General features: G+C 68.0%; 23 protein-coding genes and 1 pseudogene. 8 read left to right on the top strand and 16 right to left on the bottom strand.

Annotation, left to right across the window (positions count from 1 at the left end; genetic code table 11):
• Positions 1–41: 41 nt before the first annotated feature.
• The 3 genes and pseudogenes from ACGFIQ_RS03965 to ACGFIQ_RS03955 all read left to right on the top strand — a co-directional run.
• A pseudogene (locus tag ACGFIQ_RS03965) lies at positions 42–119 on the top strand (DNA-binding response regulator); the annotation flags it as partial.
• 290 nt (positions 120–409) lie between these two features.
• Positions 410–2,509, top strand: a complete 2,100-nt coding sequence (locus ACGFIQ_RS03960) for an MMPL family transporter (RefSeq protein ID WP_393238789.1) — start codon at positions 410–412, stop codon at positions 2,507–2,509.
• 445 nt (positions 2,510–2,954) lie between these two features.
• On the top strand, positions 2,955–3,701 hold the full coding sequence (locus tag ACGFIQ_RS03955) for an LPXTG cell wall anchor domain-containing protein (RefSeq protein WP_393238786.1): 747 nt from the start codon (positions 2,955–2,957) through the stop codon (positions 3,699–3,701).
• A 64-nt stretch (positions 3,702–3,765) separates the two neighbouring features.
• Here the strand turns inward: ACGFIQ_RS03955 and ACGFIQ_RS03950 are convergent, their stop codons facing one another.
• The 10 genes from ACGFIQ_RS03950 to ACGFIQ_RS03905 form a co-directional block, all read right to left on the bottom strand.
• Complete coding sequence (locus tag ACGFIQ_RS03950; RefSeq protein ID WP_393238783.1) at positions 3,766–6,852, bottom strand: DUF3427 domain-containing protein; 3,087 nt, start codon at positions 6,850–6,852, stop codon at positions 3,766–3,768.
• A gap of 53 nt (positions 6,853–6,905) precedes the next feature.
• On the bottom strand, positions 6,906–7,985 hold the full coding sequence (locus ACGFIQ_RS03945) for a macro domain-containing protein (RefSeq protein WP_393238781.1): 1,080 nt from the start codon (positions 7,983–7,985) through the stop codon (positions 6,906–6,908).
• Positions 7,982–8,632: a DUF4433 domain-containing protein gene (locus ACGFIQ_RS03940; protein WP_393238778.1), complete on the bottom strand. Its 651-nt coding sequence runs from the start codon at positions 8,630–8,632 to the stop codon at positions 7,982–7,984. Before ACGFIQ_RS03940 ends, ACGFIQ_RS03945 begins: the two co-directional genes overlap by 4 nt.
• A gap of 42 nt (positions 8,633–8,674) precedes the next feature.
• Complete coding sequence (locus tag ACGFIQ_RS03935; protein WP_393238775.1) at positions 8,675–10,273, bottom strand: restriction endonuclease; 1,599 nt, start codon at positions 10,271–10,273, stop codon at positions 8,675–8,677.
• Positions 10,274–10,600: 327 nt separating this feature from the next.
• On the bottom strand, positions 10,601–11,395 hold the full coding sequence (locus ACGFIQ_RS03930) for a GNAT family N-acetyltransferase (protein ID WP_393238772.1): 795 nt from the start codon (positions 11,393–11,395) through the stop codon (positions 10,601–10,603).
• Positions 11,319–12,257 carry an aminoglycoside phosphotransferase family protein gene (locus ACGFIQ_RS03925; RefSeq protein ID WP_393238769.1) on the bottom strand — a complete coding sequence of 313 codons (939 nt, stop codon included), beginning with the start codon at positions 12,255–12,257 and terminating at the stop codon, positions 11,319–11,321. Before ACGFIQ_RS03925 ends, ACGFIQ_RS03930 begins: the two co-directional genes overlap by 77 nt.
• Complete coding sequence (locus tag ACGFIQ_RS03920) at positions 12,254–12,772, bottom strand: flavoprotein (RefSeq protein WP_393238766.1); 519 nt, start codon at positions 12,770–12,772, stop codon at positions 12,254–12,256. The genes ACGFIQ_RS03925 and ACGFIQ_RS03920 overlap by 4 nt, the downstream gene beginning before the upstream one ends.
• Positions 12,773–12,829: 57 nt before the next feature.
• Positions 12,830–13,369, bottom strand: coding sequence for a cysteine hydrolase family protein (locus ACGFIQ_RS03915; protein WP_393238763.1), 540 nt, complete (start codon positions 13,367–13,369; stop codon positions 12,830–12,832).
• Positions 13,366–13,941, bottom strand: coding sequence for a GNAT family N-acetyltransferase (locus tag ACGFIQ_RS03910; protein ID WP_393238760.1), 576 nt, complete (start codon positions 13,939–13,941; stop codon positions 13,366–13,368). The genes ACGFIQ_RS03915 and ACGFIQ_RS03910 overlap by 4 nt, the downstream gene beginning before the upstream one ends.
• A gap of 103 nt (positions 13,942–14,044) precedes the next feature.
• Complete coding sequence (locus ACGFIQ_RS03905) at positions 14,045–15,295, bottom strand: helix-turn-helix transcriptional regulator (RefSeq protein ID WP_393238757.1); 1,251 nt, start codon at positions 15,293–15,295, stop codon at positions 14,045–14,047.
• A gap of 247 nt (positions 15,296–15,542) precedes the next feature.
• On the opposite strand from ACGFIQ_RS03905, the gene ACGFIQ_RS03900 reads away from it, so the two are divergent.
• Positions 15,543–16,628: an FAD-binding oxidoreductase gene (locus ACGFIQ_RS03900; protein ID WP_393238754.1), complete on the top strand. Its 1,086-nt coding sequence runs from the start codon at positions 15,543–15,545 to the stop codon at positions 16,626–16,628.
• Positions 16,629–16,654: 26 nt separating this feature from the next.
• Positions 16,655–17,179 carry a DUF6082 family protein gene (locus ACGFIQ_RS03895; protein WP_393238751.1) on the top strand — a complete coding sequence of 175 codons (525 nt, stop codon included), beginning with the start codon at positions 16,655–16,657 and terminating at the stop codon, positions 17,177–17,179.
• Positions 17,180–17,289: 110 nt separating this feature from the next.
• On the opposite strand, the gene ACGFIQ_RS03890 is transcribed toward ACGFIQ_RS03895, so the two are convergent.
• On the bottom strand, positions 17,290–18,171 hold the full coding sequence (locus ACGFIQ_RS03890) for a fibronectin type III domain-containing protein (RefSeq protein ID WP_393238748.1): 882 nt from the start codon (positions 18,169–18,171) through the stop codon (positions 17,290–17,292).
• 201 nt (positions 18,172–18,372) lie between these two features.
• Between ACGFIQ_RS03890 and ACGFIQ_RS03885 the strand changes: the two genes are divergently transcribed.
• Positions 18,373–18,843, top strand: a complete 471-nt coding sequence (locus tag ACGFIQ_RS03885; RefSeq protein WP_393238745.1) for a peptidase inhibitor family I36 protein — start codon at positions 18,373–18,375, stop codon at positions 18,841–18,843.
• A gap of 3 nt (positions 18,844–18,846) precedes the next feature.
• Here the strand turns inward: ACGFIQ_RS03885 and ACGFIQ_RS03880 are convergent, their stop codons facing one another.
• Positions 18,847–21,378, bottom strand: a complete 2,532-nt coding sequence (locus ACGFIQ_RS03880; protein ID WP_393238742.1) for a hypothetical protein — start codon at positions 21,376–21,378, stop codon at positions 18,847–18,849.
• Positions 21,379–21,649: 271 nt separating this feature from the next.
• A complete protein-coding gene (locus tag ACGFIQ_RS03875) occupies positions 21,650–22,165 on the bottom strand; it encodes a hypothetical protein (protein ID WP_393238739.1) in 516 nt (171 codons plus the stop codon).
• Between the two features lie 246 nt (positions 22,166–22,411).
• On the opposite strand from ACGFIQ_RS03875, the gene ACGFIQ_RS03870 reads away from it, so the two are divergent.
• Entirely contained in the window at positions 22,412–23,302 is an 891-nt protein-coding gene (locus tag ACGFIQ_RS03870; protein WP_393238736.1) for a hypothetical protein, read from the top strand.
• Positions 23,303–23,420: 118 nt separating this feature from the next.
• Here ACGFIQ_RS03870 and ACGFIQ_RS03865 read toward each other — a convergent pair whose 3' ends face one another.
• Positions 23,421–24,257, bottom strand: coding sequence for a hypothetical protein (locus ACGFIQ_RS03865; RefSeq protein WP_393238733.1), 837 nt, complete (start codon positions 24,255–24,257; stop codon positions 23,421–23,423).
• Between the two features lie 181 nt (positions 24,258–24,438).
• Here ACGFIQ_RS03865 and ACGFIQ_RS03860 point away from each other — a divergent pair, with 181 nt between their 5' ends.
• Positions 24,439–24,855, top strand: coding sequence for a hypothetical protein (locus tag ACGFIQ_RS03860; protein ID WP_393238730.1), 417 nt, complete (start codon positions 24,439–24,441; stop codon positions 24,853–24,855).
• A gap of 4 nt (positions 24,856–24,859) precedes the next feature.
• On the opposite strand, the gene ACGFIQ_RS03855 is transcribed toward ACGFIQ_RS03860, so the two are convergent.
• Both ACGFIQ_RS03855 and ACGFIQ_RS03850 read right to left on the bottom strand, forming a co-directional pair.
• Positions 24,860–25,228, bottom strand: a complete 369-nt coding sequence (locus tag ACGFIQ_RS03855; protein WP_393238727.1) for a DUF4180 domain-containing protein — start codon at positions 25,226–25,228, stop codon at positions 24,860–24,862.
• Positions 25,221–25,673, bottom strand: coding sequence for a helix-turn-helix domain-containing protein (locus ACGFIQ_RS03850; RefSeq protein WP_393238725.1), 453 nt, complete (start codon positions 25,671–25,673; stop codon positions 25,221–25,223). Before ACGFIQ_RS03850 ends, ACGFIQ_RS03855 begins: the two co-directional genes overlap by 8 nt.
• Between the last annotated feature and the right edge of the window lie 78 nt (positions 25,674–25,751).

The raw sequence follows: 25,751 nt of genomic DNA, 5'->3' as shown, positions 1-25,751 counted from the left end.
GGCCAGCTCGGCCGCCGGCCCTGGCGGCCCGGACGTAGCTGCCTGGGCTGCCGATCCTCGTGTTGTCCCGACATGTCGAGCAGCTGTACGCCCGCGAACTCCTCGCCGACCGCAGCGGGTGAGTCGGCTACCTGATCGAGGGCCGGGTGTCCAACGTCGGCACGTTTATCGCTGATGCCCGCGGTGCTCGCGCACCCCGACATCTGAAACTCCCGCCACCCTCGACGGCCAAGTATCCGGAAAGGTTTGGCGGGCGACTGTAGTCTGCACAGCGGGTAGCGAAGACCATCCGGAAGAGTGATGGGGCGCGCGCCCTGGGCGCTCCAGGCCAGACGACTGTGGTGTCGAACGCACGGGGGGAACCATGTTCGAGCGGCTGGGCAGATTCGTTGTGGGCAGAGCGTGGTGGGTGATTGCCGGGTGGGTGGTGGTGGCGGCAGCCATCATCCTCACCACACCATCGCTCAGCGACATCACCTCAGCGGATCAGGAAAGCTTCCTGCCCCGCTCGTACGAGTCCGTGCAGGCTACCGAACTCGGGCAGAAGGCGTTTCCACAGCAGGCCACCGCGACCGCGGTCATCGTGGTCAAGCGCGCCGACGGGCAGAAGCTGACGCCGGCGGACGAGTCGACGGTGGGCAAGCTCGCCCAGGCGCTCAAGGCCAAGAACATCCCGGACACGTCCGGCTACCAGACCGGTCCGCAGGCAGTGGCACCGGACAGGTCGGTGCAGATCGTCAACGTCGGGCTCGACGCCCCCACCCCCGACGACCCAACGCTGCTCGACGCCGTCCGCGATCTGCGAGCGAACATCGGCCCGGAGTTGGCGAACAGCGGACTGACCGCGGGCGTGGCCGGCGACGTGGCGAGCTTCGTCGACAACGAGGACACCTTCAACAACGCCTTCGCCGTGGTCGGCATCGCGACGATCATCCTGATCATCGGACTGATCCTGATCATCTTCCGCAGCCCCGTCGCCGCGCTGCTGCCCGTGGTGGTCGTCGGCGTCGTCCTGAGCATCACGACGGGTCTCGTCGCCGCCGCCGGCAAGGCATTCGACCTCAGTGTCAGTCAGGACCTCCAGACGATCCTGCTGATCGTGCTGTTCGGCATCGGCACCGACTACATCCTGTTCCTGCTCTTCCGCTACCGGGAACGGCTGCGCGCAGGCGACGACAAGCGCACCGCGATGATCGTCACCGTCCAGCGGGTCGGCGAGGTCATCACCTCGGCCGCCGGAGCGGTAATCGTCGCGTTCCTCGTGCTGCTCCTCGCCTCCCTGGGCTTCTTCGGCTCGCTCGGCCCGGCGCTCGCGATCGCGGTCGGCGTCATGCTCGTCACCTCGCTCACCCTCGTCCCGGCGGTCGTCTCGCTGCTCGGCCGGTACGTCTTCTGGCCGTCGAAGGCCTGGCAGCGTACGCCCAAGGCCACCATCTCGCACCGGCTCGGCAGCACCGTCGGGCGCCGGCCGGCACTTGTCGCGGCGATCTCCGGCATCATCCTGGTCGCGCTCGCCGCAGGCGTGCTGAGCTACAAGGCCGACTACGACTTCAGCGCCGGCTTCCCGCAGGACACCGAGTCGGCAAAGGCCGCGCAGGACCTCCAGCGCGGCTTCGCCGCCGGTGCGCTCGCCCCCACCGAGGTCTACCTGACCACCAGTAACGGGTCACAACTGACCGAGCAGCAGGTCAACGAGTTCGCCGCGGCCATAGCGAAAGCCCCGGGTGTGGGCCAGGCGCAGCCGCCGGAGCGCAGCACCGACCCGAGTGTGGCCCGAGTCAATCTGCTGCTCAACGAGAACCCGGTCGCCAACAAGGCGATCACCCTCGTCCGCGAGGACCTGCGCGATGCCGTGCACGCGTCGGCGCCGCCCGGCACCCGGGCGCTGGTGGGCGGGACCACCGCGATCTTCGCGGACATCAACTCGGCGAACAACCGCGACCTCTCGGTGATCCTGCCGGTCGCAGCCGGCCTGATCGCGCTCATCCTCGCGCTGCTGCTGCGCAGCCTGGTCGCGCCGATCTATCTGGTGATCGCGGTGCTGCTCAACTTCGCCGCCACACTGGGCGCGACCGTCTACCTCTTCCAAGGGCTTCAGGGCGAGCCCGGTGTCACCTTCCAGTTGCCGATCATCCTCTACCTCTTCGTGGTGGCGATCGGGACCGACTACAACATCCTGATGATCGCCCGACTACGCGAGGAAGCGCGGGAGGGCAACGCACCACACGAGGCCGCCGCCATCGGTGTGCAACACGCCGGCCCAACCGTCGCGGCAGCCGGACTGATCCTGGCCGGCACGTTCGCGGTGCTGCTGCTCGCGCCGATCTCCTTCCTTCAGCAGATGGGCTTCGCGGTGGCGATCGGCATCGTGCTGTCGGCGTTCGTCATGTCGATGTTCCTCGTCCCGGCGCTGACCGCGCTGATCGGGCACAAGGCGTGGTGGCCGGGCCACGCGGACGAGCGGCCGGCCGGCGGGCGACACGCCCGCGCCGTCGACCAACCGAGCTAGTCGCACTGCGCCAGCAGGAGGCGAGTCAATTCGACACCGCTGTCCCTGACCCACTCCAAGAGCAGCACTAGGCGGCGATCGTGCAGGCGGTGGCGTAGACGTCGGCGGGCAGGGCGTGGTGGAGCCGCCAGAGAATCCGGATGGGCCGGTCGCCGGTGTGCGACTCGTACGTCATGGTGCCGGCGTACAGGTACGCCGGAGCGCCCAGGTCCCGGTCGGGGACCCGGTCTCCCGGACGAACAGGTGCACCGACGAGCCGCCCGTTCTGTCGACAGGTCCACCTGGGTTCGCTGCCTCCATTGAGGAGACGGTGGCGTTCAACGGCGACTGCTGGACGGGCGGGGTGCCGGTGACCTACCCGACTCCTCTGATCCGTGGGGCATCCCTCTCCGCCGGCTGACTGTAATATCGCCATGCTTTGATCAACACGGGGAGGAAAATCCACATGCGACGGAAGTTCACGGCCGGTGCCCTCATAGCGCTGGCTTTTCTGGTTCCGGCGGCACCGGCGATGGCACAAACCAAAGCGCCCGGCCTGAACGCGGCCTGCCAGGCGGTCGAGCGCACGGTGTACAAGGACATTCGCGAGCTTGTCACCATCGACCTGGACACCGCCACGAATCAGCAGCTGCGGATACTGAGCGCCGATATCCTGGCCGCGACCGACTCGTTGCCCGTCCTGCCGGACAGGATCCAGGCGCGGCTGAAGGGCACGCCGGACGAGCTCCGTGCGTACCTCAAGAAGGATTTGCAGACAGACTGGCTGACTGCTCTGCGGATCTCGGTGGGCCAGACGATGACGGGCGCTGGCCCCAACGTGAAAGCGGCCGCACAGAAGGTGCTCGACGAGCAAGCCGTCGATGCCTACCTGGCATACCTGAACGACGGTCTGTACGCCGCGCGTGCGCTTGACTGCAAGTCTCAGCCGACGGCGACCCCGACGTCTCGGCCCACCGCGACGCCGACTGCCACGCCGAGCGTCTCACCGAGCGTCTCGCCCAGCGCCACGACGACCGTCGTGCCGACCCCTGCCTCTTCCACCACCCCCGCGGGCGCGGGCGGCGGCGACGGCGGGCTGCCGGTGACCGGTGCCCAAACCGCGACCGTGGCCGGCATTGGCGCTGCGCTTCTGCTCATCGGCGGCGTGGTCTACGTGATCGGACGCCGACGCCGGGCACGCTTCGTCGCATAGCTCGTTCGACGCGCCCGGCTCGATGCTTCGTCGGGCCGGGCGCGTTCAGCGTGGCGCGGAAGGCTCAGGCGGCGATCGTCCGCGCGGTGGCGTACACGTCGGCAGGTAGGGCGTGGTGGAGTTGCCACAGGATGCGCATGGGACGGTCGCCGGTGTGCGACTCGTACGTCATGGTGCCGGCGTAGAGGTACGGCGGTGCGCCCAGGTCGCGGTCGGCGATGCGGGTCTCCCGGACGAACAGGTGCACCGACGAGCCGCCGGACGTGTAGCGCTGCCCGGTCGCCGACGCCGCCGAGGTGGTGCTCTGCGACTCCCACTGGAACAGGCTGTCGGTGATCGCCCGGTCGGCATACATCGTGGTGGGGGAGTAGTGCGCCTCCGACTTGACCAGGGTGACGAAGAACAGGTCGGCACCCGCGTCGGGCAGCCACTTCACCCCCTCGCGCAGCGAGCCCGGGTTGGTCATCCCGAAGGCGGCACACGCCTCGTTGCGGCTGTACCGGGCGTGCACCCGCAACGGCACGGCACCCGGGGCGGTGGTCGGCGTGACCCGGTGGATGCGGTCCCGCAGCACCTCGGCGACCTGCCGCAACTCGGTGCAGCGCGCCGGGTTCTTCCACAGTTGCGTCAACCGCTCGTCGCGCCCGGCCAGGGGTGCGTTCGGCCCCCAGAGGCTGAAGTGCAGCATGTCCAGCAGGCGGCCGTTGCCCGCGTACACCTGCTGACCTGGCGCGGGCGGTCCGGCCGCGACCTGGGTCAGTAGCTCCAGCCGGTCGGTGTCATCGGTGTGCAGCATGCGACAGATGGCCCGGCCCAGCTCCCGGTCATCCGGGCCGGGCGCGGACGTCTCAAGGCCGGCGAGCCGCCGCAGCCCGGTCCAGCCGCCGATGCTGGCCGACCGGTAGACGTCCTCGATCTCCAGACCGGTCTCGTGCAGGAACGTCGCCAGGCTGACGTCGCCGAGTTGCCGCAGCTCAGACACCAGGCCGGCCTTTGAGGTGGGCAGCGCGCTCTTCAGGTTGGCGAGCACCACCTCCTTTGCCACCCGGTCCAGCTCGACGTGGCAACCGCTGGGCAGGCTCGGGAAGTCGTCGCGAACCGCCTCGATGATCGCCCGTCGACTCACCCCGGTCAGGGCACGCCAGCGCATGTCGAACCGGAAGTTGGCGTGCTGCCCGCCGATGAAGTCGAGCACGGTCAGGCAGGGCTTGTCGTCGTCCAGGCGCAGGCCACGGCCGAGCTGTTGCAGGAAGATCGTGGCGCTCTCGGTGGGTCGCAGCAGCAGGATCGTGTCGACCATCGGCAGGTCGACGCCCTCGTTGAACAGGTCCACAGTGAAGAGCACCCGCAGCTTGCCGGCCCTGAAGTCCCGCAGCATCCCCTGCTGCGCCGCCCGGTCGACACCTGACGTCACCGCCGCCGCCGCGACGCCGTGCCGTCGGAACCAATCGGCCATGAACTCCGCGTGCCCGATGCTCACGCAGAACCCGAGCGCCCGCATCCGCCCGACGTCCACCTTGTCGTCGACCGCACGCAGCACCGACCGCGCCCGAGCGTGGTTGCCGGTGTAGAGAACGTTGAGTTCCGCCAGGTCGTAGCCCTGCCCGCGCTTCCAGGTGACCTGCGACAGATCCACGTCGTCGTGCAGCCCGAAATACTGGAACGGCGCCAGCAACTGCCGCTCCAACGCCTCCCACAGGTGCAGCTCAACTGCCGCACGGCCGTCGAACCACCGGCGCACGTCGCCGCCGTCGGCCCGGTCGGGGGTCGCCGTCAGCCCCAGGAGTACGCGCGGACGCAGTCGCTCCAACAGCCGCGCGTACGTCGGGGCCTCCGCGTGGTGGAACTCGTCGACGATCACCATGTCGTACGCCTCGGGGTCCACCTCCCGGCGGTGCAGCGACTGGATGGAGGCGAAGACATGCTTCCAGCCGTTCGGCTTCTCACCCGCGACAAGCGTCTCGCCGAAGCTGCCGTCCCCCATCACCTGCCGGAACGTCGACAGGCTCTGCCGCAGGATCTGCTCCTGGTGAGCGACGAAGAGCAGTGAATCCACCCTGTTGTTGCGTTGCAGCCGGCGGTAGTCGAGGGCGGCGACCACCGTCTTGCCGGTGCCGGTCGCCATCACCACCAGGTTGCGCCATCGGCCGTGCACCAACCGCTCCGCGTCCAGGTCGGCAAGGATCTCGGCCTGGTAGGGGTACGGGCGCACGTCCAGGTTCGAGATCTCGGTGGGCGCCTGGTCGCGGCGCTCCCCGCTCAACGCGTGCCGAAGCCGCTCGGCGTCCCGGGTCGCGTCGTACGCCTCGAACGCCGGGTCGTTCCAGTAGTCCTCGAACGTCGCCGTGAACGTGTCGATGACGTGCGGCTGCTCCATGTTCGAGATGCGGACGTTCCACTCCACGCCGTCCACAAGCGCGGTCTTCGACAGGTTCGACGAGCCGACGTACGCGGTGGTGGTGCCGTTAGCTCTGCGGAACAGCCACGCCTTGGCGTGCAGCCTTGTCGTCCTCGTCTCGTACGACACCTTGACCTCGGCGCCAAGCTCCATCAGCCGGTCCAGCGCTCGCTGATCGGTGGCACCGAGGTAGGTGGTGGTGATGACGCGGACCCTGCCACCACGGGCGATCAGCTCACGGATGGCCGGCTCGACAATGCGCAGGCCGTACCACTTGATGAACGCGCAGAGCAGGTCGACGCTCTCGGCGGAGGCCATCTCGTGGTTGACCTCGTGACCGATGCGGGGCTGGTGCCGGCCGTTGACCAGCAGCGCGCCGGTGGAGAGGGGAGTGGTGGGGCGCTGCGGGAAGGCAGGTGGCGCGGGCGGGGTTGGTGGGGCGGCGATGGCGTGGAGCAGGTGTTTGGCGTCGGTGACCTGGTCCTGTGCTGTCGCTGCCTTTGGGCTGAGGGTGGCGATGGCCTTGGCGATCTGGTTCGCCAGCTCGATCTGGTGGTGGAGTTTGTCGTCGCCGCTCGGGACGGCTTGCAAGGCGCGGGCGGCCAGGGCCGCTATGTGGCGGGCGAGGGTGTGGTGGGCGTCGGCGGGGTCGAGCCTGTGGTGTTGGACCAGGGCGGGATCGACGTGCTGAAGGCGGTCGGCCAGCTCACGGGTGATGAGGTGCTCGTAGACGCCCTGCTCAAGATCCGTCATCCTCATAGCTAAGCAGCTACGGCGCCGGGGAGTGGACCCGAAACACGAGTTGCTTAGCTGCTGGCCAACACTGGGAGCAATCCTGCTGACTGCAGGCGTTCATACGCCATCCGGATATGTGCTGGGGTGAACAACCGCGCCTTGCGGCCACTCCAAGCCTGGACTCGCTCGATTAACTCACTGAGTTCGCTGGTTGGAGGAGTCAGTTCAGCGGCGTAGTGCACGGTGGCCAACAATTCGAGACTGTATGGCGCCTCGAAGCCTTCAACCAAGCTAGCCAGTCGCTCTAACGAATGCCTTGTTGGTGAGCCGTGCGGTTCCAACCATGCTGACACAGCCTCCGTCGTTCCGGCTGTCAGGCGGATTGGCTGGAATTCTTCGACCCGGGCGCTGCGGTCGCCAAAGCCGGTTAGGTAATGCCCTTCAAGTCGGTCGAGAACCTGGTTCAGGTTGTCGGCATAAGGCCCATACCGTCCCCGGCTGAACTTCAGCCGGAGCGGCTGCCCCAGAACCTGAAGGAAGTAGGCGATCTTCTGGATTTCCAGCACGGTCACCCCATCCCGGGGCTCCAGCGCGCCTGCCCGATCGAGGTAGCGGTCGATGGCGCAGAGGAGGGTGGCGCGGCCAGGAGTCAGCGGAGGTTTAGTCGTTGCCACCGGCATATCCGCAGGGTTGGGAGCACCTTCCGGCGGAAACAGTAGAACCCGAACCTCCGGTAGGTCAGCGAAGCTCCGCTCGATCAACGGGCGGATTTTTTCCCAGTCCAGCCCTCCGTTACCGCATCCCAGCGCGGGCACAGCGAGCGAGGAGATCCCATGGTCACGGACGACGCGAACGAGGTCGTCGAGGCCGTCCTTGATGTCCGTCAGCTTCGAACTGGTGCGCCAGTGACCCTTGGTCGGGAAGTTGATCACGTAGCGTCTAGGGCCGAGGAGAGCCGAATCGAACAGGAACATCTGACCTAGTTTGACCTCCCCGGCGGTGCAGGCTGCCCGGTAGGCGGCGTAGTTCGCCGGGTAGGCACGCTTGAACTGCAGAGCTATCCCCTTGCCCATCACACCCACGGTGTTGACGGTGTTGACCAGGGCCTCGACGTCAGCGGTCAGCAGGTTGCCGTGCGCAATGACGATCATTCGCGTGCCTCCCCCCGTCGGAACCCGTAGTACCAGCTGGGTCTGACATCAACGTACGCGTCGATAATGCCAGCATCCCGTAAGACCTGCCTCAGCTGTTCCTGTCGCGCCGGCGTCCGTACGACGTAGCCCGCCAGTAGATCGAGAGGGAACTCACGGTAGACCAGCAGCTCGGCCATCCGCCGCCGGACTCGGTCGGGGTCTTCGGGTAGGTTCTTCCAGATCCGCTCGCTCATCAACGCCCAGTCGACGAGTTCAGCAAGGTCGTCCAGAACTCCTGAGAACCTTGTCAAGGTTGCGGCACAGTTGCCGTCGCTTGCGACCCACCTCAACTGGGCGTGATGCACCTTCTCGAGCGAGCTCACGAGGTAGACCAGCGGATCGTCCCCGTCTGGGTAGCAACCCGGCGTTCCATCCTGATGCTCCCGCGCGATACGAAACATCATCGGTGAACGCGGAGCGAAGTAGAAGGGGACGTAGTCGGCCACCGCCCCACCGGGAGGGCATGGGACGGCTCGTCGACGGCGGCTGGCTTTGATATCGGAAGCGCCCACGTTCCTGGCCAGCCTGGTGCCAACCATGCTGTCGGCGAAGAGCCGGCCCGCGGCGAGGACGGCTGGCAAGTTCTCGATGTGAGTGAAGTGCAAAATCCTAGTTTGGCTTGGCTGACCGGATGGTCCCGGCATGGATCAGTCCAGGTCGGTTGGATCGATGCGGGCCTTGACGTCCCCGTGTTCGGCGAGTAGATAGAGCAGGTTCGAGCCGTCGATCAACTCTAGTGGCTTGCCGGAGGCGAACTCGTATGAGGCTGGACCGAATCCGCTTGTTGTAACCAAGATGCCTTTAGACGCGCCTTCGTTCTGAAGGGTCCCAAATAGGTCGCGGACGGAGGAAACGTCTACCGTATTGCGGTAGCGCTTCGCCTGAATGACGACCTTGCCACCGAAAATAGGTCGAGGATCGAAGGCCACGCAATCCACGCCGCCGTCCCGCGACGCGCGCGTTTGTTTAGTGTCTAGGCCCATCTTGGCGAATAGGTTTTGTATGAGGCTCTCGAACTCACTCGGCGTCAGCCGTAAAAGGTTTGGCCGCTGGTCGAGGTCGGCGAGCACGTCAACTTCATCGATAAATCGCTTATCTACCATGTCGAACTCAAGCACCGGGCGAACTGGCGCAAGGGCCTCGGGACGCTTCGACACCGAGGCGTTAAGGTGTTGCAGGCAAGCGGCTGGCTCGACACTGCGCAGAGTCAAGGCAGTGAATACCTCTCGGGTCGTGCGGAGTGTCACAAGGCAGGGCTGGACGGAAGTGCCGGTGCGCGGGTCGGTTGTGTCGACGATGCCGTTGAAGACGATTGTGTCTACCAACCCAGTGCGGTCGGACTCGAAGAGTTCGTGGATGGTCCGTAGAGTCACTTGGCTCACGGTGCTTGCGTAACGTTCCTTCACTTCCTTCGCTGGACGCGCCGCAGTGCTGATCTCATCGCGCGCTTTGACGTAGCGGTACTCCCGTACAGCTGGAATCACGTCCAACGTTGGAAGGTAATATTCCACCACGAGCTGCCGGGATTCGGGCACGTAAGCTAGGCGGTAGTGCTGGGGGAAGTCGTCGGGGTAGACCGAGTTGCCGAGCACCATCCCAAAATAATCCACCACCGCTGCGGGGTCTCCGGCAGCCACTGCGGCCGCAAAGCGATCAACCTCGGCGTTGTGTGCCTTGGTCTCGGCTTCGACTTTCGCTCGTCCCTGTTGGTATTCCTGGTGTGCAACGGCCAGCCGGCGCTGGCGTTCGGCCTCTGCGGCTGCATACTGCGCCTGAGCCTGCCCGAAGGCATGTTGCGCCTGAGCGAGCTGCTGCTGATATTTGGCCTGGCCGCCGAATAGCTTCCCGATGCCAGACGGAGCAATCGGTTCGAAGCGTCGCCAATCCGGTGGTGGCAGAGGAGTGCCGAGGGGTCCAGGCTGGAAGGGTGGGTGCTTCACAGATTTACGAAGCCGCCGAAAATCAATGTGATCGTCGACGTCAAGCGTGGCCAACAGCAAGCCGTCGAGTTCGTCTATGCGCGCCTGCAGGTCCGAGTTGTTTGCCGCGACCTCGGCAATGCGCGCCTCGGCGTAGAGTCGCTTGCGCTCTCGTTCATTCGCGGCTGACGCGCGCTCTGCGGCCTTCCTGGCGCGATCTGCCTCGCGGTGAAGGTGCTGATGATGCCGGTAAGCGGCGGCTTGAGCCTGCCTTTGGGCGCGCTCCTGGCGAGCCTGCGCCCGCTGCATTTCTTTGAGAATCCCCACGCCATTCCTAAGGTCGCGACGACTGCGGTCCGAACACCATAGCCAGCAATCGAGCATCCGGACACCCACTGCGCGGCTGCACTCCCGATTCTTGGAGCACCTTACGTCCTGCCTTGTTCGTTTTCATTGGTGTTCCCAGTGTCAGATCTCGGACAGAATCATCAATGCGCTGCGGCGGATCAACTCCGGTTGGTGCACCTGGCCGGAGCTAACCTCCATGCTCAAGAGAGCTGTCAGGTGGTGTTGGGTAAGGGTGCTACTCGAGATCGATTGCTGAACCTTCTCCTGCGCTGCACCCTCGATGCCCGGACCACCCCGATGCTCACTTCAAAACGTGTGGCTCCCTGCGTCGTCGCGAACCAAGACGTCGAAGATCGGGGCATTTTCCCAGCTCGGCTGCAGCTTGCTGATCTTGTTCCAGCCCCAGGAGCGGTACGCGGTCTGGGCGGCGACATTGTCAGAACGGGCCAGGAGCGTCGTTCGAGGCTCTTCCCTGCTGCCGACTAGCTCATCGTGCAGCGCCCTCGCGATGCCCCGACGCCGCCAAGCGGGATGCACCAGCAGCTCGCTGACCGCGAAGGTGCGCGTTCCGTCTTCCTCGGTGAACCCGGGTGGTACGGGCTCGTGGATGCCCTCCCACCACCGTGTCTGTGGAGGAAGTGGGAAGCCATAGATGTAGCCGACCAAAGCCCCGTCGACAGTTGCGGTGACCACTTCCCACCCAGCTCGCTGCATGTGGAGGTCGAGCTGACGCCGGTAGCGGTCCTCGCTGTAGAACTCGCCGCGACCCGCGTAGACCTCCAGGTAGAGGTCCACAAGCTGATCGAGGATCCCGTTGGCCTCGTCGGCGCGGTGATAGCGGAGTCGAAGGCCCTTGATCACACACTCACCGCCCGGTCGTAGGCGTGAACGAACTGCCGCGTTGCCGCGGTCGGGTGCCGTGACGCGGCTAGGCTCGAGCGCACCTGTGAAAGCTGCCGGCTTATGCGCCCCGAGTTGATCTGACTGGCTGCCGGCAGGACGTCCAGTGCTATGGTCTTCGCCCTCAGGTGGTGGTTTTGGGAGATTTCCGCTCGGGCTGAGGCGTGACGAGGTCGGCGAATGGCTGCCAGGGCCTGGCATGGCTCTCTTCTTGCACCGAGTGAAGGCGGTTGGCAAATTCCGCAGCCACGGCCGCCGAGGTCGTCAGGAGTGGCACGGCGGCTGCGATCATCTTCAACTCGCGTGCTTGCCGGAGAAGCGGCCAGGACGGGTCCGAGGTGACGTCGAAGCCGTACGCGGTGGCCAACGAGTGGTGTCCCCCTGTTCCTCCGAACCGTGCCTCGCCGACCGCAACCGCCGCTAGGTCAACCTGCCAGGGGCCGATGCAGGTCGCGTCGAAGTCACAGAGGACCGTTCGACCCGACGTCTCTCTGAGCAGGTTGCCTGCGTGGGCGTCCCCGTGGATAAGCGTCTGCGTCCCGCGCTCGATGAGGGCGGTGACTTGCGGCTCCAGGCAGTCACACCAGTCGGCCAGGAAGTTCCGGTCGGGCTCGCTGAGCCCGTCGGCGTCGGCCAGCCGTCTTCTTGCGTCGCCAATCGGGTCCCAGACGGGCAGCGGGAAGGGTGGCACGCCGAGGGCGTGAAATTTACGCAGGACCGTGCCAAGGTCCTCCGCCGTGAGGGTAGGTGGTTGCGGCGGGACGTATTGCCACACCGAAGCGACGAGATCCCCAACTTCGATTGGCTGCTCGACGTCTCGCGCCAGGCGGATCGTCGGCGCGTCGATCTCGGCGAACCAGCGCGCAAGCCGGACCACCTTCCGCACTCTGTCCTGAAGTTGATGGGTCCGCGCGATCCGGATGACGACTCCGGCCCGGGGCAGCGCGAAGACGGCGTTGTTGGTCAGTCGCAGCAACTGGGCGTCGTCGGCCGAGACGCCCAGGGTGCTGGCGATGTCCCGCATGGCCGCCGTCATCGCCGCCTCGGAGAACCGTCCGCTCATGCTGGACGAAGCAACCGCAGCGCCTTGATGACCACACCCCAACGGTCGGACGTGTGGGCCGCGTTCAGCGGCATCCCCTCGGCCACGACAATGCCGGCGCCGCGCAGCACCGCCATGTGACCCGCATACGCCGGATGCGCGGCCAGCTCCGCCTTGACGTGCGGAAATGCAAGGATCGGTAGGCCCGCGCCCGTTGACTCGTTGAGGACACCGAGCGCCAACGTGTCGTTGATGCCCAACGCCCACTTCGTCACCGTGTTGAACGTGACAGGCGCGGCCACCACCACATCGGCCGGTGGGTGCGGCTCAGGGTCGCCGGGCATCCGCCACTCGACGCGTACCAGATAGCCGGTCTTGTCTTGCAACGCCGCCCGGTCGAGCCACGCGGCGGCGGTGGGGCTGACGATCATGCACACCCGCCACCCGTCGGCGATCAGCAGGTCGACCAACTCGTCGATGTGTTCCGCCGGACCTGCGGCGCTCACGACCAGATACAACACCGGGCGTTCCGTCATGCCAGCAGTCTGCCCGAGTCGGACCACATGCAGTCGAGCGCATCGGCGCTGCACCTGTCAGAGCTTGACGCCAACGTCGTCGATCTTGATGAGCTGCCCGGCACCGATGAACCGACGCGCAACCAGGAGGCCGGCATCGTGTGCGGGTTGTCCGCCATGGCTGGCGGACGCGTCGGTCACGAGCCACGGCGTGAGATCACGCTCGAAGGCGTCAACCGCCGACTTCAGCACGCAACTCTCCGTGGCTACGCCGCAGAACACCAGGTCGGTCCACCCCTCCTGTTCCGTCAACGCGGCACCCTCGGAGGAGAAGTACGAGTAGATCTGCTTGTCGATTACCGCTCGGGCACGGTCGGCATGGTGCGCCAGCTCGGGCACGATCTCCGTCTCGGGTGCGTGCTGCACCGAGGACCAGCCGATCAAACGCTGGAATGGGCTACCGGGGTAGTTGTGATAGCGGGTGAACACCACCGGCCGCCCGGTCGCCTCCCAATGCTCGACCAGCTCAACGACCTTTGGGATGACGGCTCGGCTGCGGTCGTTGATGAAGCCGTTCTGCATGTCGATAACGATCAGGGCGGCACGCGTCTCGCTCATGTGTCGACTCTGCCGCCCAGGGCCGAGGTTTTGTGGGCGGGTGTTCGGACCAGGACATCGAAGATCGGCGCGTTCTCCCAGCTCGGCTGGAGCGTGGTCACCTTGGTCCAACCCCAGGAGCGGTACGCGGCGTGAGCGGGAGCATTGTCGGGACGCGCCAGGAGCGTGGTTCGTGGCTCACCTCGGGCCGCGACCAGTTCGTCATGCAGTGCGGCAGCGATGCCCCTACGGCGCCAGGCGGGGTGGACCAGCAGCTCGCTGAGCGCGAAGGTGCGGGTGCCGTCCTCGTCGGTGAACCCGGGCGGCACAGGCTCGTGGATGCCTTCCCACCATCGCGTCTCCGGAGGTAGCGGGAAGCCGTAGATGTAGCCGACCAAAGCGCCATCGACTGTGGCGGCGACCAGCTCCCATCCGATCCGCTGCATGTGGAGGTCGAGCTGACGGCGGTAGCGATTCTCGCTGTAGAACTCGCCGCCACGCGCGTAGACCTCAAGGTAGAGGGCCACAAGCTGATCGAGGATCCCTGCGGCCTCGTCGGCGCTGTGATGGTGAAGTTGCAAGCCCTCGATCACACACTCACCGCCCGGTCGTAGGCAATCAGGAGGTCGGCCAGCTCACTGATCCGCAGCACAGGTGGTGCGGCCGTAATCACAGGCGGGAGCACAGGGCGCTCGCTCACACCAGCAGGCCAGCTCGCTCGGCCAACGGCCGTAACCCTGGTGTCGCGACTCGCCGCTCCTTCGAGAGCAGATCGCGAAGGAGTTCGCGAGCTTGGATGTTGGCCTGTACCACCTCTGGGGCTGTCCTCTCCGCTTCGAGCAGGTGCAATACGGCAGCCGACCGATCCGCGGCGCCCATCAGCGAAGCCGCCGCCAGGTCGACGTGCACCTGCGCCCGCCGGCCGACGAGCACGGCTGGCAGGCGTGAAGTGTCGAGCCGCAGCGCCACATCGACGGCTTGGTCCGGGTTACCCGCCCGCACGGCAGCGGAGACGGTGTGGATGGCGACATTTGTGGGTCCGAACGCGGTCCACAGGCGGTTGCGGTCCGATCCCAGCTCAGCGGCAAACCCCTCGGCCTGACTCAGGAGCCGAGCGGCTGTCTTCTGTTCGCCGGTGCCGGCAGCTACGACAGCGGCCAGGAGAAGTAGTGCTCCGTGCGCAGAGATGAGATCCGGATCAGTCGCCGGCCCTTCGGAGGACAACCGATCGATGCTGCTTGCCAGCACCTCTACTGTCTGGTCCGTCCGTCCCGGAATACGAAGAAGTCCACAGGCCGCCTGATAGGCGGCGACTGCTAGCAGTGCTCGATTCCCGGCGAGTCCTGCTGCTGTCGATGCCCGGTCGGCCGCCATGAGTGCACTCTCGCCGTCGCCCACTTTCGCGGCGAGCTTCGAGGCCGCGATGTATGCGGCGGAGAGCAACTGAAACGCTCGGTCTCGGTGCGCCCCAGGTGCGTTCGTTGCCAGGTCCGTCGCCTGCGCGAGGACGCTCGGCAGCAGTCTTGCCGCAGAGCTGTAGCTTGCGCGCTGGTAGAGGTTGTGGACTCTGCCGACACTGCGCCGCACATCAACCAGTGGCCGGATTGGCTCAGAGGGTCGGTCAGGCAGGTAGCTGGTCAAGAACGTGCGTAACCCGGCCAGGAGGTCTGAGGGAACCACCCCGGCTGCGGGATCGCGGGTGTCCTCTCCCATGATCCGCCCCCTGCGCGTTGCCACTGACACATCCACGAGCATCTCGTCAAGCTGTTCGAGCGTAACTCGCAATGCGTCGGCGATCCGGCTCCGATGCCACGGCTGAGGGTCCGTCTCGGCGCTCTCCCACCGGACGACAGCGGATCGTTCGACGCCGAGGATTCCGGCCAACCGCTCCTGGCTGAGCCCCATTGCCTTGCGCCGATGACAGAGTCGGTGCCGCTTCAAGGCCACGACGATGCTCCCTCCCGCTTGCTGCCACTGTAGTAACCGAGCGACTACGGAGCGGGTACGTGCGTGCCTCATTGATGCGCCATTTCGGCGGCTCGAACGCTGTAGCTCGTGATTGCCCCAACCCGCGAGGGTGGACGCATGGCCCGGGGCGGGTGCCTTGTCCCGGAGTTGCGCCGGCCCTCAACGGCGCACCTCCGTCCCCCGCCCGCCCCGGTGCCCCTCGATCCGTCAACGTCTCGGAGCCGGCATGCCCACCTCGATCGACGACGACTACTCGACACACCGGAGCCTGGCTGCCGCCTGGGCGTCGGTCGACGTGCGGGCCGCCGGCGACTTCTGGTGCAGCCTCGAAGACCGCCGATCCGGCCTGCTCCGGCACCGTGACGCGCCCCTGTTCTTCACCGCGTTGGGCCAGCTCACGGTCGGTGTCGACGACCCGGCGCACCGGGCGGCGCTGCTCCTGGTGCTCGGCCGCGCGTACCGTCACTTTGACCTGCTCCCGCATGCCACCACCGTCGGTGACGCCCTGCTCGCCACCGTCGCTCGGCACGGCCCGCCCGCTCCGTGGAGGGCCGCCCTGGGGCGCGCCACGCAGGCCATTCGCGAGGCTGCCGCGCAGGTCGGCGACGGCCCGGCCTGGTGGCACGTCCAGGTGATCGGCCACGAGCGGCCGTCGCCCGACATCGCCATCCTGACGGTACGTCCCTGGCGACGACTGCCCTTCCAGCCAGGTCAGGCGGTCCCGGTGTGCACGCCGCGCCAGCCGGGGCAGTGGCGCTGGCTGTCACCGGCCAACGCCCCACGCGCGGACGGCACCGTCGAGCTGCACGTCCGCGCGGTACCCGCCGGCACCGTCTCCCACGACCTGGTCCACGAGGTACGCCCCGACGAGCAGCTCTGGCTCGGCCCACCCGGCGACGTTGGGCTGAGTCTCGATCCGGCGCGTACCGATGATCTGCTGCTCGTCGCCGGTGGCACCGGGCTGGCGCCGCTGCGCGCCCTGGTCGAGCAGGTCGCCGCCGCACCTGATGGTCGGCGGGTGACGCTTGTCGTCGGCGCCCGCGCCTTCCTCGACCTGTACGACGCGATTGCCCTGGACAAGCTGCAGTGCGCCCACGACTGGCTCACCGTCGTGCCGGCGTTCTCCGCCGACCCCTGCGCCGAGCCGGCCGAGCAGGGCGACGCCCTGACCATCGCCCTCGATCACCACCTACCCGACCAGGACATCTACCTGTGCGGCCCACCCGCGATGCTGGCCGGTGCCCGGTCACGGCTGCTGGCCCACGGCATCCCCGCCGATCGCATTCACCTGCCCGAACGGTTCACCCGCTAATGGCATGCTGCTCTCGTCGGCACATCGTGGCACTGCGTGCCCTGCATACCGATCTGCTCAAGATGGCCATCGACGAACCCGCGCTTCTCGAATGCTGGGGGCCGATCGAGGACGCCACCAACCTGGAATGGTTCCGTAAGCACGTCTACGCGAACCTCATCGTGTCCCACTGGCAGCTGATGTGGGAGGTGGACGTTCTCAGCGCGCCGCACCTGGAGGCACTCGCCGATCAGTTCTTCAAGGGCCAGGTGGGGCGTCGATTCTGGGCGGAGGCGCGTGGGCCGCGAAGGAAGGCTGAGACGTCCCGGCGCGCGCGGCGCTTCACAGCGATCGTTGATCGCCGATATCTCTTGGCAGTCGCGGCAGGACCGGCGATGAACGAGCCCGCTGCGGCTGTGCCGATCACCGGCCCCGAGTCGTTGCCTGGGCGGGAGGCCGTAAAGGGTCGCGCCACAGTGTTCGCGGTCGGAGTCGTGCTGGGAGCTGCCGCCGTCCTCGCCGGCCGCCGTCGGGGGCGCGATGCCTGCCCGCCCGCATCGCGCGGTAGATGAGGTACGCGGGTTGAGGCGAGGGTCGCCAGGATGGCTGATGCCGGTGAGTCATATTGATGACTCACCGGCATCACGGTCGTCGGGACAGGGCCGCCGGACTCGGCTCGCTGTCAGGAGACGTCGCCGAACTCGCGTACGCCGTCGACGTCCACGGTGATCCGTTCGTTGACGGCCCACTGGCCGGTGGCGGCGAGCCAACTCGGGTCGTCGCGCTCGTCGATGTCGCTCCAACTGTGCCGGTGGTGCCGTAGCTGGATCGGGCCTGTCGACTCGCCCGGCTCCAGCGTGCCGTCGGTGAAGGTCAGCTCGACCCAGCCGTAGATCGGCGTGCCCGGGATGGGGTAGCCCGGTGGCGTGGGTGTGGTCGACGCGGGCGGCCCGGCCGGCGGGACGAAGAACTGCACGGCCTGCCGAATCCGGTCGCAGCCCAGGGCGGCCCAGTCGCAGTTGGCCACCAGTGAGGTGTTGGCGCCCTCGAAGCGCAGGTGGTAGCGCACCCGCACGGTGCTCAGGTCGAGTGGCCCGGTGCCGGTGTTGGTGACGTTCACGGCGTGCTGGATCTGGTTGTTGGTGGGGGACCAGTCGAGGTTGAGGTAGCTGACCGTCGCGCGGCCGTTGGCGGTGCGCACTGTCGTGGCGGCCGAGGTGTCGGAGTAGCCGCCGAGTGCGCGGGCGGCAACCGCGATCCGGTACGTCGTGCCGGGTGCCAGGTCGGTCAGCGTGATCGTGGTGTCGGTGGACGTACCGAGCCAGCGGTACGAGTGCGGGCCCAGCGGAACCTGCACCTCGTAGTTGATCGGCTGTTCGGCGGCCGGATCGCCGACCCAGGTGGAGGGCGCCCAACTGAGGGTGAGCTGGTGCGGTTGGTTGGCCACCACCGTGGGGGTGCCGGGGGTGCTGATGGCCGGGCCGTCGGCGCGGGCGGCGTCGATGGCGAGCAGGCTCGCCAGTGCGGCGAGGACGACAGCGGCGGTGAAGCGGCGAGCAGGCATACCCGAATGCTAGCGGCAATGCATCAAAGTCAATGCGATGTCTCACGTGTTGGCGGTGGCCGCTCGATGGTGCCCCGAAAGACCATTGTCAGGATTCTGCACAGATCAGAACTGGCGATCAATCAAGGACTCTCAATACGCTGAACGGGCGTTCCATCCATCGCGAGGTGTCGAATGGTCATTCCACGTCCCATTTTCGCCGTGCTTGCGGTCGTACTCTGCTGGCTTTTGATCCTTTTTCCGGCACCCGGCCCGGCCGGAGCCGCTCCGGCCGGGAGTCAGGAAATAGCGGATTATCTGGCTACCCACCCGGGCGGTAAGGCGATCAACGACAACGAGATCAGCTACGACGATGGTGCCTTCGTCGTGACCCTGCGGCGGCCGATCGGGGCGCTCGCCGCCGCCGACTGTCCCTCGGGTTGGTACTGCTTCTACGAGTGGCCCAACTACGGCTATCCCCGGGGTCGGCTCTCCGACTGCGGCCGGCAGAGCCTCGCCACCTGGTACTGGCAGTACCGTATCGAGTCGGCGCACTACAACCTCACGAGTGGGTCGGTCTCGTTCTACTACTACGACACCCGGCTCTTCGACGTCGGTGCGGGCAACCGGGTCCGCAGCGACGCGTCGCCCTACCGCAACTGGCCGAACTACGTGCAGCGCCGCTGCGGGTGACGATCAGGCGCAGCCGGGGCCGGTGGTCCGGTTGGTCCGTTCCTTGTGTAGGAACAGCACGTAGTCGAGGGTCCGGTTGTCGGTCACCGTGGTCGTCTCGTGGCTGAGCAGCTCACCGGTGTGCGCGTCGAACTGCACGGTCTCCCGGCGGTCCTCGCTGTCGTCGGCGCTGAACGCCAGCCCGGGTCGGTCGTTCCAGTCCGGGTACGCGCCCCGGTCCTGGATGCCCGGCGTCGCCGCCAACTCGAACAACAGCGCCGAGATCTGACGCGGGCTCAGCAGGTGGTAGCGGAAGATCCGCACGACCACGTTGAGCATCCCGGCCGCGTTGCGCAGCTCCGGTGGCAACTCGCCCAACTGCGCGGCGAGCTGCCGGCGCAACTCCACCGGGTCCACCGAGGGCACCGGCGGAATCTCGGACAGCTCGCCCAGGCCGTAGCGGAACGACGTGGGCTGGCCGGAGCGGCGACCGCTGGTGACCAGGGTGACGATCCGGTGCCCGGACAGTGCCGCGGTCCACCACAACTGCTCGTCGCGGTACCTGCGGCGATCGAGGCCCGGCGCGAGGTCCTCCGGTGCCCAGACCCGAAGACAGGACACTGTGTACGCCCCTTCGGTGGCCGTGGGCGTGATCCCCGCGGCCGTCAGCGCGAGATCCGCGAGACGCCGGGTGCTGCCGGCGTACGTGGGGGTGCTGCCGGCCGACGGCACGGCCCCGGGTGACGCCTCGCTCGTCGGGGCGACCGGGGTCTCGTCGCGCCCCCGGATCCCGGAGCCGTAGACCGCCACCAGCGGTGTCAGCGACACCCCACCGAGCAGGATCGCCAGGACGGCCCGCAGCTTGGGCGGCAGTCGGCTGATCCGGCCGGGGCCCGCCGGCACCCCGGTGGAGCCTTCACCAGCGGGGCGGCGGGGCCGGGGAATCGCGTTCGTGCGGGCGGAGTCGACGTAGCGCGGGGCCGGTCGGTTGACGGGCCGTTCGCCGTCGCGGATCGGCGGCCATCCCGACGCGCCGGCCCGGGTGGCACCTGCCGCGTTCCCTGTCGCCGCGCCCGGCCGGCTGCTGATGGGGGCGTTCCCACTCGTCGACAGCGCCCCGGACGCAAAGCGTGGCGGGTTTCCGCCGTCGCCGGGGCGGGAGATCGGGGGTGCCGTCGGACGCCGCGGCGCACCGTGCCAGCCGCCGAGGCTCGGCCGTTGCTGAATCGGGATCGACCCCCAGGGCCACGCCGGTGCCTCCGGGGCGGGCGGAGGCCGCGTCTGGTCCAGTGGCGTCCGGTCCAGTGGTGCCGCGCGGTTCTGCTGGCTCGGCTGCGGTCCCGCCGCGTCGAAGCGGGCCGACCTGTCGTTGGCCGGGGACGCCAGGTGCGGTGCCGCGCCCGGCAGGGTGGGCAGGCCGGCCGCCGGTGGCGGCACCACCCCCGGCCGGAACTCCTGTCGGTAGGCGTGCGCCGCGTGGGCGGCCAGTCGGAAGTACCAGGCTCGTCCGGTGGGGCCGGCATCCTCGTAGGTGCAGCAGATCAGCGCGTGGCTCAGCAGGGAGAGCAGGTACTGCGCGCGCCAGATCGTCCCCCAGTTGCCCTTCGTGGCGACCGTCGACCCCACCGTGTGGCTGGCCTTGATCACCTTCGTCGCCAGCGCGGGCAGCCGGTCCGAGGCACGACCGCTCGGGTCGACGAGCAGGGCGAGGAGCGCGTCGGCCTGGGCGGTGCGGGGCGCGCCGGCCACCTCGGGGAGGACGAAATCCAGGAGCAGGGTGACCAGGTCGCGGGTGAGTGGTGCGTCGACGGCGAACCGGTCCGTGTCGACCAGGCAGAACTTCCGGACCTGTACCCGGTCGGACGAGGAACACGGGAAGAGCACGTTGCGCCCGTGCAGGTCGCCGTGCGACGCCCCACTGAGCCTGTCGATCTTGTGGTCGTGGAAGAGCGCGCCGGCGTCGGCGAACCGGAGTGGGTTCGGCAGCACCAGGCCGAGCGCCGGGTCGTATAACCAGTCGGCGGCGAGGTCGCCGAGGCCCAGTGCCGAGACGGCCCCGGACACCTCGGCCTCGGCACCGGCGTCGGTCAGCTCCTGTCGCACGAACTGGCCGACACTTGTCTGGCTGATCCGACGCCCCGGGCGGTGCCACCCCCACACCCCGTCGAGCAGTGCGCGGTAGGCGTCCCTGAGCTGGTCGTCGCTCACCTCGGCGAGCGGGACGACCCGTTCCGCCCCGCGCGCGACGTCCTGGAACATCAGGTGCCGGCCGTCGCCGACCGGGTATCGCGGGTACGGCTGGCGGACCAGGTGGCGCTCCGCGAAGCCCGCGTCGACGCCGACCGCCCTGCGGTGCCGGGCGGCCTCCTCGCTCGCCTGCCCGGCCGACAACACCTTCACGTACAGCTGCTCGGGGTCCCGGCCGTCGCTCTGCTCCACGACCACCGGGATCAACCGCCCGCCGCCGCGCCCCCGCAGCGGGGTGCCATGGCTCGGGGGGCGGATGGTGGCGTCCCGCCCGGCCGCCCAGTCCCGCAGCGCGGTCGAAACCGTCACATCCTGTATGTACCGTTCGAACTCGTCAACGGGGCCGTCGCCCATGTCCGCCGTTGGACCTTCCACGAGGGGTGAAAGTGGACGCGGACGGGCGGGGGTGGCACGTCCGAGTGAGGGATGCGCGGGTGGGCGCGAGGCTCAAGCTACCGCAACTTTCGGGCGAACGCGGTATTTATTCGCAGCATCCCCCGCACCTACCCAAAAGTAATAGACGGCTACTTTCCGCTTGCGGGGCAACGCAATCCGTGATGTCCAGAGTGGAGGTCGGCCGTCAGGAGCGGTCGTCATCCGAGGATGCCTCCGGCAGGTGGATGGCCCCGACGAGGGCGTCGGCGAGGAGGGCGGCGGCGGCGTCGTCGAGCCCGAGGGCCGTCGCGTGCCGCCGCGACACCTCCCGTAGTCGGGCCACCTGCGCCGCCGGCACCACGATCCGGCCCTCGACCGCCGGCAGTGCGGTACCGGCCAGCTCGCGACCCGACGTGGCGCGCCGCTCGGTGCCGCGCCACCGCCGCCACCGCGACCTCGCCACCTCGGCCCCGAGGCCCAGGATCTCCCGGATTGCCATCGCCACCGCTTCGAGGACGATCGCGCTCACCAGTGCCTCGTCGATGCCGAAGCCGACCGCGCTGCCGGGCGTGCGACCCCGCGCCGCCCCGGCGCGCCACAACTCGGCCACCTCGTCGAAGACCTCTGACTCGTCCGGGGCCAGTCGCCCGCTCACCTGTCGGGCCAACCCCACCACGAACTCCGACGCGTCGACGGTCGTGGACGCGGATTCCATGGTCAACGCGGCCTCCCGAGCCGACTGGCACGATTCGACCCCAGGCTATCGAGCGCGGGCAATCACGTCTGTCCCTCGATCGTCGGAACGGCCACGACGTGGACGGCAGGCCGATCGGTCCGTTACGCGACGTAGTCGGTTTGTAGATAATGCCTGGTCAGGCGACTACCTACCGTGAACCCGTCATCACCAACGGCCTCGACGACGGCGTCGTCACGCCCGCCGCCCGGGGTCTCAGACGGGAGAAACACCATGCGTACCAAGAAACAAGCCCGAGCGTCCGTACTCGTGCTCGGTCTCGTCGCGGTCGGGGCGGTGCTCGTCCCGGCGAGCCCGGCGTCCGCCGCGGTCCCCGGCCTGGTGCGGATCGCCGCGGTCAGCGTCAGCGACTCGGCCGACTTCCACAGCGCCACGGCGACCTGCCCGGTCGGCAAGGTGCTGACCGGAACGGGCTACGAGCTGAACGGCGTCACCGGCGAGGGCATCGTCGACGACCTGCGCCCCAACGGGGGCCCGGCCACCGCACCGACGTCCGTCACCGTGGGCGCGTACGAGGCGGAGGCGTTCGCCGGTAACTGGTCGGTGACGGCCTACGCGATCTGCGCCAACCCGCTGCCCGGCCTGGTGCGGATCTCCGCGGTCAGCGTCAGCGACTCGGCCGACTTCCACTCCACCACGGCGGCCTGCCCGATCGGCAAGGTGCTGACCGGCACCGGTTACGAGCTGAACGGCGTCACCGGTGAGGGTGTCGTCGACGACTTCCGCCCCAACGGCGGCGTAGCCGCGGCACCGACCGCGGTCAGCCTCGGCGCCTACGAAGCCGACGCCACAGCGCTCAACTGGTCGGTGACCGCGTACGCGATCTGCGCCAACCCGCTTGCGGGCCTGATGCGTGCGACCACCGTGGGTGCCAACAACTCCCTCGACTTCCGCAGCGTCGTCGCGGGCTGCCCGGTCGGCAAGGTGATGACCGGCGCCGGCTACGAGCTGAACGGTGTCACCGGCGAGGGCGTCGTGGACGACTTCCGGCCCAACGGAGGCCCGGCGACCGCCCCGACGACAGTCGACTCGGGTGCCTACGAGGAGGACGCGTTCGCCGGTAACTGGTCCGACACGGCGTACGCCATCTGCGCCACGGCGTAGCCGGCAGGCCGTCCCGTCGAACGGCCGGCCGCCCCGACAGGCGTGATGCCTGTGAGCCATCTTGATGACTCACAGGCATCACGCTCGTCAGGCCAGGGCCGCCCGCGCTCGTCCGGCCTCACGGGTTCCAGTAGACGAAGACGCTAGCCTGGTCGAAGCGTCGTTCCTTCAGGTCGGCACGCTGGATCACCCAGTGGATGCTCGCGCCGCCCTGTCTGCCGCCGTGAAACTCGGCCAGCAGAACCCAGTCACCATGGTCGGGTGGCCCGTCCTCGCCGGAGCTGCCCGAGCGGTTGGCGCCCAACCAGGCGGGGTTGAAACCGTTGCAGTCAGTGCCGTAGCCGCCCAGCAGCAGCGGCGTCGTATGGCCCGGGTAGGAGAAGGCGCCGTCCGGCACGTCGCCCAGGACGTCCTGCCACACCTTGGTCAGCTCCTCGAACGGAGGATCGCCCGGCAACGGCGGAGACCACGGCGGCCCCGGGATCGTCTTGACGTAGGGCAGGGAGATGTCGACGGTGAGGTGCAGGTCGCCCTGCGGGATTTCCGCGTAGACCTCGGCGCACTCCTCGTCGTCCGGAGAGAACCCCGGCGGATACTGCTCTCGCTCATCGACGGCCACGCCCGCCGGCACGTACATCACCTGGCCGTAGCCGTCCTCCTCGGGCCAACCGAACAGCAGCAGTTGGCCGTCGGCCGGTAGCGGAAGGTCTGTCACGTCTGCCGGAAGGGCAGCGCAGTCGATGGTGGCGATCAGGGGGAACGTGGGGTCCTGCGCGTCGGCTGGGAGCAGCACGGGCCCACGGATGGCGCCCACGACCGGCCCGTCACCCTGCTGTGTCAGGAGCGCAGACGGGCGGGCGAGCCCCAGCCAACGCTCCACCTCGGCGGCGGGGATGTCGCGGCGCAGCGCCTCGGCGCGGACCTGATCGAGAATCTTCTCGTTTCTGGGAAGCACGCCAACACCGTAGATCAATGCTGCGACGTCCCCTGACCCTGCCGAGATGCGGTGTCGCTGTTGGCGGCCCGCCCAGGCAATCGATACCGCGATATGCCGTCGGCGGGCGGCAGGTGGGAGCGCCCGTGCATAGCGTCCGAACCACGGAGTTCCGCGAGCGCGAGATCTGCGGGAGGCGACCATGCAGGCGACCGAAGGTGTGGGGTTACCGGGGGAGCGGGCTCACGCCGACCCGGACGGCAAGCGCCTGGCGTACGCGCTGGAAGAGGTGTCCACGCCAGCGCCCGACGAGGCCGCGCTGCGCACGGCGTACCGTCGCTTCGGCAACCCCGACCAGGCGCGGCTGCCGTGGTTGGGGCCGGGCCTGGTCACGAAGGTTCTCTATTTCGTCGGCTACCGGCGTGGGGTGGGCGGCGTGCAGCCACTGATCCTCGACCGTGTCGTGGCCAGCCTGCTCCCCGCCGTGGCCGGTGTCGGCCGCCGGAACGGGTGGTCAGCCGAGGAGTGGCTGGCCTATCTGCGCTGGGCAGCCGAGCAGGCGCAGGCGCGGGGCGTGGAGCCGGACGCGGTGGAAATGGCCGTCGCCCAGGACTGGTGAAGGGCTACGCCACGGCACGCAGGCGGTCGTCGAGGGTGTCGAGGTCGGGGACGAACCAGATGTGGTCGGCCCGGTTCGACTCGTGCACCAGGGCGCGCAGCGCCGAGCTGCCCTCCAGCTGCGCGGAGATGTCCCCGACCACGACAAGCCGCACCTGGTAGTTGACGAACTTCTGCATCACGTCGCCGGCGAAGCGGGTGCCCAGCGAGAAGAAGCGTTCGTCGAGTCGGTTGGCTGGCACGGCGACCACCCGGGCGCCGAGGAAGGCCGCGCCGATCAGGTCCAGTGCGTCCTGCTCGGTGGCGACGGTCGGGCCGGTCGGGTCGCAGACCAGCACCTGTACGCCGGCGCGTTCCTGGATCTCGTCAGGCATGGTGGACCTCCCGGTCGAGTAGGCCGTTGTCGGCATTGAGGACGGCGTCGAGCAGGTGCAGCAGCTCTGCGGTGGCGGCCGGGTCGCCCAAGATGATGATCTTCATGCGGTGGCGTTGCTCGTCGTACACCGTCTGCACCCGCAGTGGGTTGGCTTGGTCGTGGCCGGTGTTGGCGCTGGTGAGCACGAGCGTGCCAAGCCGGTCGGCGGCGGCCCGGTCGACGCCGTCGACCTGAACGATGCTCGACACCTCCGCCTGCCCGCGGACGCTCGCGGGCGCGGACGCCTGTCCGGTGAGCGCGTCGAGATCCCGGGCGGCGATCCGGTACTGCTTGCCGATCCGCACCGCCCGCAGCCGACCGGAGCGGATGTAGCCGCGCACCGTGCGGACGTGCAGGCCGAGCCGGTCGGCCACCTGCTCAACTGAAAACATTTCCTCCGTCATCGTTCCCTATCCTAGCTGAATAGGGATGGTTAGGTAACGTTGAGGTGCGATGCGTGGCTCGTGTGACAGTCGCGACGA

Origin of the sequence: Micromonospora sp. NPDC048898, assembly GCF_043198035.1 — a bacterium.
GTDB lineage: Bacteria > Actinomycetota > Actinomycetes > Mycobacteriales > Micromonosporaceae > Micromonospora.
Note: the sequence above shows the minus strand (reverse complement) of the source record. Positions and strands in the feature narration are given on the sequence as shown.

Excerpts from the sequence above, each read along its gene's own strand:
- ACGFIQ_RS03870 (WP_393238736.1), top strand. The coding sequence starts at position 22,412 with ATGCGTACCAAGAAACAAGCCCGAGCGTCCGTACTCGTGCTCGGTCTC.
- ACGFIQ_RS03890 (WP_393238748.1), bottom strand. The coding sequence starts at position 18,171 with ATGCCTGCTCGCCGCTTCACCGCCGCTGTCGTCCTCGCCGCACTGGCG.
- ACGFIQ_RS03930 (WP_393238772.1), bottom strand. The coding sequence starts at position 11,395 with ATGCCAGGCCCTGGCAGCCATTCGCCGACCTCGTCACGCCTCAGCCCG.
- ACGFIQ_RS03850 (WP_393238725.1), bottom strand. The coding sequence starts at position 25,673 with ATGACGGAGGAAATGTTTTCAGTTGAGCAGGTGGCCGACCGGCTCGGC.
- ACGFIQ_RS03950 (WP_393238783.1), bottom strand. The coding sequence starts at position 6,852 with ATGACGGATCTTGAGCAGGGCGTCTACGAGCACCTCATCACCCGTGAG.
- ACGFIQ_RS03920 (WP_393238766.1), bottom strand. The coding sequence starts at position 12,772 with ATGACGGAACGCCCGGTGTTGTATCTGGTCGTGAGCGCCGCAGGTCCG.
- ACGFIQ_RS03860 (WP_393238730.1), top strand. The coding sequence starts at position 24,439 with ATGCAGGCGACCGAAGGTGTGGGGTTACCGGGGGAGCGGGCTCACGCC.
- ACGFIQ_RS03955 (WP_393238786.1), top strand. The coding sequence starts at position 2,955 with ATGCGACGGAAGTTCACGGCCGGTGCCCTCATAGCGCTGGCTTTTCTG.
- ACGFIQ_RS03855 (WP_393238727.1), bottom strand. The coding sequence starts at position 25,228 with ATGCCTGACGAGATCCAGGAACGCGCCGGCGTACAGGTGCTGGTCTGC.
- ACGFIQ_RS03945 (WP_393238781.1), bottom strand. The coding sequence starts at position 7,985 with ATGATCGTCATTGCGCACGGCAACCTGCTGACCGCTGACGTCGAGGCC.
- ACGFIQ_RS03925 (WP_393238769.1), bottom strand. The coding sequence starts at position 12,257 with ATGAGCGGACGGTTCTCCGAGGCGGCGATGACGGCGGCCATGCGGGAC.
- ACGFIQ_RS03915 (WP_393238763.1), bottom strand. The coding sequence starts at position 13,369 with ATGAGCGAGACGCGTGCCGCCCTGATCGTTATCGACATGCAGAACGGC.
- ACGFIQ_RS03900 (WP_393238754.1), top strand. The coding sequence starts at position 15,543 with ATGCCCACCTCGATCGACGACGACTACTCGACACACCGGAGCCTGGCT.